A 6,739-nucleotide genomic window follows, 5' to 3' on the forward strand; every position below is an offset into this window, starting at 1 on the left:
CCTTGGCAGCCACACCTTCCCCCGGCTGCGCACCTGATCCCTGGATTTTCCGGCCATGCAGAAAGAAACCGAAATCAAACTCCGCGTCAGCCGCGAGACCCTGGCAGCCCTGCGCGAGCATCCGCTGCTGAAAAAGCGCAACAAGAGTGGCTGGGAACGCCACGAACTGATGAACCAGTACTTCGACACGCCGGAGCGTGACCTGGCCCGGGCCAAAGTCGCCCTGCGCCTGCGTCGCGACGGCGAAGAGGTGATCCAGACCCTCAAGACCCGCGGCCAGAGCGTCGCCGGCCTGTCCGAGCGTAACGAATACGACTGGCACCTGCCCAAGGCCAAGCTCGACATCAAGAAGCTGGAAGGCGAATGCTGGCCAGAGGCGCTGGCCGAACTGGACAAGAAGACCCTCAAGGCAATCTTCACCACGGATTTCGTCCGCGAACGCGCCGAGATCGCCTGGGGCCGTGGCAAAAGCAAAGTCGTCATCGAAGCAGCGTTGGACCTGGGTCACGTCGTAGTCGGCAAGCAAAAGGAAGAAATCTGCGAGCTGGAGCTGGAATTGCGCGAAGGCGAGCCGGCTGCCCTGCTGGAACTGGCCGCCGAGCTGGCCGCAACCCTGCCCTTGATGCCTTGCGACATCAGCAAGGCCGAACGTGGCTATCGTTTGCATGACGCCAGCAGTTACGCCCTGAGCCTGCCTGCCCCGCAACTGATCGGCGAGACACCGCTGGACGACGCCTTCGCCGCGTTGAGCTGGCACTTGCTCGGCAGCAGCCAGCGCCTGGCCGAGCAATATCGCTTCAACGGCCATTGGCGACTGTTGCAGGACTGGGTGGAGAACCTAGCCGAACTGCGCGCCTTGCTCAGCAGCCTTGGCCAGACCGCGCCGCGCCAATCGACCCACGACTTGCGCGTCGCCCTGGATGCGCTGTTGGAAGATTGGCGTCCGCTGGTCCAGGCTGGGCTGGATGACGAAGACGTGCGCAAGGCAGCGCCGGAGCAGTTCCTCGAAGAGCTGCAAGACCCACGTTGGGGCCTCTTTTCGCTGAACGCTTCACGCTGGCTGCTGGCCCGTAGCTGGACCACCGGCCGCAACACCCGTGGCGATCGCCAGGGCGCGGCGCAACTGGCCAGCTGGCTGCCACGCCTGCTGAGCGAGGAAGCCTCGTCGCTGCAACTGCAACGTTACCAGCAGCAACCGGAGGACCTCGCGGAGCAGTTGCCGCGCATCGAGCGCATCCAGGCCTGGCTTCACCATGCTCGCCAAGTGTTGGAAATCCCGGAAATGGACCGCCTCTATGGCGAACTGAACAAATTGGCGCAACTGGCCAACGAACCAATCACCGACGAAACCCTGGATGCGCGCAAGCAGCAGGCTATCGCGGTGTATCAGAATCGGGCCTGGAAGACTTTGCTGCGCCTGTGATGCGCTGAAACTGTGGCGAGGGAGCGTGCTTGCCTCGCCACAAAAACGGCCGGTCAGCGCACAACCGGCAAGCTCGTCGTCGATTTGATCTCCGACAGCGCCACGATCGAATTCACTTCCTGAATCCCCGGCACCATCGACAGTTTCTCGAAGAAGAATCGCTCATAGGCCTCGATATCCGCCGTGACAATTCTCAGCAGGAAATCCACCGATCCCATCAGCACGTAGCATTCCAGCACCTCGGGAAAGCCACGGATCGCCTCGGTGAACTCGGTGAAATTCGAGCGGCCATGGGCGTTGAGCTTGATCTCGGCGAAAATCTGCGTGTTCAGGCCAATTTTCTTGCGATCCAGAAGCGTCACCTGCCCACGTATGACCCCCTCCTCCTTCATCCGCTGAATCCGCCGCCAACAAGGTGATTGGGACAAACCTACCTGCTCGGCGATCTGTGCGCTGGAAAGCGACGCATCCTCTTGCAGCAGCGCCAATATCCTGCGGTCGTAGGCGTCCAGCTCAATTTGCATAGATAAACCCGTAATTATCCAATCATGGACTTGGTCAATTCGTATTCTTAGGAATTTTACGTATCTTAGATAAGAAATACCCCGCCGCGCATGTAAACATTTCTTCCGCACTTCAGGAGATTGCACATGCCCTCATTCGAAACCGTGGCAACAGCCCCGACCCGCGCCGATGTCTGGCACACCGCCAACGCGCATTGCCGCGTTCAATTCCAGCTGCTGGGCGAAGCCGAACCGGACTTGCCGTGCCGGGTGCTAAACCTGTTTGCCTTGCAGGGCCTGACGCTTGAGGCTGCGCAGATCCAGCGTCACGACGACTTGCTGTCCATGGAAGTTCTTCTGGGCGGCCTGAGCTGGCACCGTGCCCAAGTGCTGGCTGAAAAATTGCGTAACTTAATCAGCATCTGTTCGGTGGACGTACAAGACGCCGAGATTGCGCGGGGCGGATCGGTTCAAGCGGTCGGTTGAGGGGCTTCGGGCAAGAATTGGAAACGCATTGGTCGGGTAGTGGCCCAACGGTCCATAGGGTCGGGACTATTCTTTTGCAGAACAAGCCGGAATGCCGAAGCGTCTGCTTCGCGGCTTTGCTGCAATTGTCCAATAGGAACTCGAACGCTCATGTCCACCAAACACGCCACTCAGGATCGCTGGCTGGACCTCAACGATCTGCTGCGCCAACTGGTCGCCCAGGGCATCATCAGCCAGGATTCAGCCGAAACGGCGCTTAACGCCCGCCGGCGCCATAACGCCAACAGCCAGTTGCACCCGTTGGAATTCATTGCCAACCAGCACCTCGACGACCTCAGTCGCCCCGGTAAGCGCCTGGACCTGGAAAACCTGACCCTGTGGCTGGCCCAGCAGGCTGACCAGCCCTACATGCGCATCGACCCGTTGAAGATCAACGTGGCGGCCGTTACGCCGCTGATGTCCTATGCTTTTGCGCAGCGTCACAAGATCCTCGCCGTGGCGGTCGATCGCGACGCCGTCACCGTCGCCAGTGCCCAGCCCTATGTCAGCAGTTGGGAATCGGACCTGACCCACGTGCTCAAGCTGCCGGTCAAGCGGGTGGTCGCCAATCCGGTGGATATCCAGCGCCTGAGCGTGGAGTTCTATCGCCTGGCCAAATCGGTCAGCGGCGCCACCACGGTCGACCAGCAACCAAGCAACCTGAGCAATTTCGAACAATTGCTCAACCTGGGCGCCAGCGATCAGGAGCCGGACGCCAACGACGCGCATATCGTCAATATCGTCGACTGGCTGTTCCAGTACGCCTTCCAGCAACGCGCCAGCGATATCCACATCGAACCGCGCCGCGAGCAAGGCACCGTGCGCTTCCGCATCGACGGGGTGCTGCACACTGTCTATCAATTCCCGCCACAGGTGACGATGGCGATCATCAGTCGACTCAAGAGCCTGGGCCGAATGAACGTCGCTGAAAAACGCAAGCCGCAGGACGGCCGTGTCAAGACCAAGACCCCGGATGGCGGTGAAGTGGAGTTGCGGTTGTCAACCCTGCCGACGGCGTTCGGCGAGAAAATGGTCATGCGGATTTTCGATCCGGAAGTGCTGCTCAAGGATTTCGACCAACTGGGCTTTTCCGCCGACGACCTGCGGCGCTGGCAGGACATGACCCGCCAGCCCAACGGCATCATCCTGGTAACGGGCCCCACCGGGTCCGGCAAGACCACCACTCTCTACACCACGCTGAAGAAACTGGCGACGCCGGAGGTGAACCTCTGCACCATCGAAGATCCGATTGAAATGGTCGAGTCGTCCTTCAACCAGATGCAGGTGCAGCACAATATCGAGCTGTCCTTTGCCGCGGGCGTGCGCGCGCTGATGCGACAAGACCCGGACATCATCATGATCGGTGAGATTCGTGACCTCGAAACCGCGGAAATGGCGATCCAGGCAGCACTCACCGGGCACCTCGTGCTATCGACGTTGCACACCAACGATGCGCCGAGTGCCATAAGCCGCCTGCTAGAGCTCGGCGTGCCGCATTACCTGATCAAGGCCACGGTGCTCGGGGTCATGGCCCAGCGTCTGGTCCGCACCTTGTGCCCGCATTGCAAAGCGCCCTTGACCCTGAACGAAGACGACTGGCAAACCCTGACGCGTCCCTGGCAGGCTCCCCTGCCCACCAACGCCCATCAAGCCGTCGGTTGTTCGGAATGCCGCGACACCGGCTATCGCGGGCGCGCCGGGGTGTACGAAATCATGCAGCTGACGGACAGCGTCAAAGGTTTGATCCACCCCGACACCGACCTGCTGGCCGTGCGCCGCCAGGCATTCAAGGAAGGCATGCGCAGCCTGCGACTTTCAGGGGCGCAAAAGGTCGCGGCGGGCTTGACCACCGTCGAGGAAGTGTTGCGGGTAACGCCGCAGAGCGAGCAGAAGTAGGCAGCGTCCGGCGAAGGAACGGAAAGGTCCCACAAACAAACCGGAAAGGACCATGGCAAAGATAATGGCTGTTTGCCCTACACTGGGGGCTTCGCAGGTCCATTAAATTCGCACAGGGAATAGTCATGCAAATCGGTAGCGTACTTCTACTTTTTATCGGCCTCGTGGTCGCCATCCTGTTCATGGGGTTCAAGGTCGTGCCCCAAGGCTACCAATGGACCGTCGAGCGGTTCGGCCGCTACACCAACACCCTCAAGCCCGGCCTGAACATCATCATTCCCGTGATGGATCGCATCGGTCGCAAGATCAACGTCATGGAAAGCGTGCTGGACATCCCGCCCCAAGAAGTCATCACCGCCGACAACGCCACGGTTCAGATCGACGCCGTGTGCTTCTTCCAAGTGGTCAACACGGCCCAGGCCGCCTACGAGGTCAACAACCTCGAACACGCCATCCGCAACCTGCTGCAAACCAATATTCGCACGGTGCTCGGATCCATGGAGCTGGATGCCATGCTGAGCCAACGCGACGGTATCAATGAAAAACTGCTGCGCACCGTCGATGAAGCCACGGCGCCGTGGGGCATCAAGATCACGCGGATCGAGATCAAGGACATCAGCCCACCGGCCGACCTGATGGCCGCCATGTCCGGGCAGATGAAAGCCGAACGGATCAAGCGCGCCCAGATCCTCGAAGCCGAGGGCTTGCGAGCGGCGGCGATTCTGACCGCCGAAGGCAAGAAGCAGGCGCAGATTCTCGAGGCAGAGGGCAGCCGCCAGGCTGCGTTCCTTGAGTCGGAAGCCCGCGAACGCCAGGCGCAAGCCGAAGCCCTGGCGACCCAGGTGGTGTCCCAGGCCATCGCCGACGGTAACGTCCAGGCGGTGAATTACTTCGTCGCACAAAAATACATCGACGCCTTGGGCCGCCTGGCCTCAGCCAACAACAGCAAGGTGATCCTGATGCCGCTGGAAGCCAGTCAGGTCATCGGCGCAGTGGGCGGCATCGGCGAAATCGTCCGGGCCACTTTCGACAGCAAGAAAGCCTGAGGCGCGCGTATGTGGGTATTCCTGCAGCAAATGTCGTACTGGGACTGGCTGGCACTGGGCGTCATCCTGCTGATCCTGGAAGTGTTTGGCGCTGGCGGTTACCTGCTGTGGATCGGCATGGCAGCCGCCGCCGTCGGCGTGCTCACGTTCGTCCTGCCACAGCTGCCCTGGGAAATGCAGTTCCTGCTGTTCGGCCTGTTCGCCATCGCGACAGCCTTGTACTGGTGGCGACGCCAGCGCAGCGCTGTTCGCCCAAGCGATCAGCCGCACCTGAACCTGCGCGGTCAAGAGCTCATCGGCAAGGCCTTCCTGGTGCATGAAGCGATTGTCGACGGCCGCGGCAAGATCAAGGTGGCCGACGGCGTCTGGCTGGCCAAGGGGCCCGATTCGCCCGTTGGCGCCCGAGTCAAGGTAATTGCCCAGGACGGCGCGATATTGACAGTCGAACGGACGGACTGACATGTCACGGAACTGAATCAGGTCGTGGGTAATCCAACGTCATAGTTAACCCCGTGGAGTCACCTATCATGCGTCTCAAACTTGCTGCCGCGACCCTGGCCTTGCTTTCTCTTCCCGTTGGCTCGGCAATGGCCGACACGTTTTGGCGTAACGTCATCTCGTCCGGTGCGACCACCGGTTCCACCTACTTGACCTTCAAGGACAACAAGCTGATCGTCGCCGCCCAGGACGACGCCGGCAGCTTCGTCGCCAGCGACGGCGGTATTCGTGGCCCTTATCTGGAAGCCGCGATGCAGAAAGTCCGTGCCGACAACCCAGGCCTGCAGGCCACCGACATGGAACTGGCCAACGCGATCCTGGCGAAAAACGCCATCGCCCAGGAGTGATTCCAGGTCTATGAAAAATGCCGCTCGATCGAGCGGCATTTTTTTGCGTGCGCCAGGCATGGCGCGTTGCGCGTAAGCGCAACCAGCTTGGCTGTGGTGGCCACGCTGGTGACTTGGAGGTGCAAGTCCTCTACACACCCGGCAAGGGGAAGTGTTAGCCAAAGGCAAGGGTGTCGCGGGTGACTGCGAATCTGAAGGAAGCCCGAGGCAAAATGCTGGCCTGACGAACAGGAAGCGGATTAGGCGGCGTGGCGGGGTAAGGCGGCGCAAATCGTCAAAGCCCAATACTTGCACGGAACGCCACGACGTAGATCCGACAGGCATAAGCAGGAAGGTCGCGCGAATTACCCTGGGAGATCTGCAGGCTTGCCACTGTGCTACCGAGCGTCGAGAGGCGACGGGATGAGCACGCAGAAGTCAGCTGAAGCCGTAGTAATCGCCGAAACCGGGGCGATGAAGGGCCGAACAGGTTATGCCGCCAGTAGGCGTCAGAGTCTCGTC

General features: G+C 60.7%; 7 protein-coding genes. 6 read left to right on the plus strand and 1 reads right to left on the minus strand.

Going from position 1 to position 6,739, the window contains the following annotated elements; genetic code table 11:
* The first annotated feature begins 55 nt into the window (after positions 1–55).
* Positions 56–1,423, plus strand: coding sequence for a CYTH domain-containing protein (locus HU806_RS15000; RefSeq protein WP_186612128.1), 1,368 nt, complete (start codon positions 56–58; stop codon positions 1,421–1,423).
* 53 nt (positions 1,424–1,476) lie between these two features.
* Here HU806_RS15000 and HU806_RS15005 read toward each other — a convergent pair whose 3' ends face one another.
* Complete coding sequence (locus HU806_RS15005; protein ID WP_186612129.1) at positions 1,477–1,947, minus strand: Lrp/AsnC family transcriptional regulator; 471 nt, start codon at positions 1,945–1,947, stop codon at positions 1,477–1,479.
* Between the two features lie 126 nt (positions 1,948–2,073).
* On the opposite strand from HU806_RS15005, the gene HU806_RS15010 reads away from it, so the two are divergent.
* The 5 genes from HU806_RS15010 to HU806_RS15030 all read left to right on the plus strand — a co-directional run bounded on the left by HU806_RS15010 (position 2,074) and on the right by HU806_RS15030 (position 6,238).
* Positions 2,074–2,412: an ACT-like domain-containing protein gene (locus HU806_RS15010; protein ID WP_186612130.1), complete on the plus strand. Its 339-nt coding sequence runs from the start codon at positions 2,074–2,076 to the stop codon at positions 2,410–2,412.
* 150 nt (positions 2,413–2,562) lie between these two features.
* The gene (gene tfpB / locus HU806_RS15015) at positions 2,563–4,347 is read left to right on the plus strand and encodes a type IV pilus assembly ATPase TfpB (RefSeq protein ID WP_186612131.1); all 1,785 of its coding nucleotides are present in this window, start codon (positions 2,563–2,565) and stop codon (positions 4,345–4,347) included.
* Positions 4,348–4,472: 125 nt separating this feature from the next.
* Positions 4,473–5,393: an SPFH domain-containing protein gene (locus tag HU806_RS15020; protein WP_186612132.1), complete on the plus strand. Its 921-nt coding sequence runs from the start codon at positions 4,473–4,475 to the stop codon at positions 5,391–5,393.
* A gap of 9 nt (positions 5,394–5,402) precedes the next feature.
* Positions 5,403–5,852, plus strand: coding sequence for an NfeD family protein (locus tag HU806_RS15025; RefSeq protein WP_186612133.1), 450 nt, complete (start codon positions 5,403–5,405; stop codon positions 5,850–5,852).
* A 65-nt stretch (positions 5,853–5,917) separates the two neighbouring features.
* On the plus strand, positions 5,918–6,238 hold the full coding sequence (locus HU806_RS15030; RefSeq protein ID WP_186612138.1) for a DUF2388 domain-containing protein: 321 nt from the start codon (positions 5,918–5,920) through the stop codon (positions 6,236–6,238).
* Positions 6,239–6,739 lie beyond the last annotated feature (501 nt).

The organism is Pseudomonas sp. SWRI154, assembly GCF_014268645.1.
GTDB lineage: Bacteria > Pseudomonadota > Gammaproteobacteria > Pseudomonadales > Pseudomonadaceae > Aquipseudomonas > Aquipseudomonas marvdashtae.

What these genes read in the sequence shown, in the direction of transcription:
- HU806_RS15000 (WP_186612128.1), top strand. Translation starts at nt 56, where the DNA reads ATGCAGAAAGAAACCGAAATCAAACTCCGCGTCAGCCGCGAGACCCTG.
- HU806_RS15005 (WP_186612129.1), bottom strand. Translation starts at nt 1,947, where the DNA reads ATGCAAATTGAGCTGGACGCCTACGACCGCAGGATATTGGCGCTGCTG.
- HU806_RS15010 (WP_186612130.1), top strand. Translation starts at nt 2,074, where the DNA reads ATGCCCTCATTCGAAACCGTGGCAACAGCCCCGACCCGCGCCGATGTC.
- tfpB (WP_186612131.1), top strand. Translation starts at nt 2,563, where the DNA reads ATGTCCACCAAACACGCCACTCAGGATCGCTGGCTGGACCTCAACGAT.
- HU806_RS15020 (WP_186612132.1), top strand. Translation starts at nt 4,473, where the DNA reads ATGCAAATCGGTAGCGTACTTCTACTTTTTATCGGCCTCGTGGTCGCC.
- HU806_RS15025 (WP_186612133.1), top strand. Translation starts at nt 5,403, where the DNA reads ATGTGGGTATTCCTGCAGCAAATGTCGTACTGGGACTGGCTGGCACTG.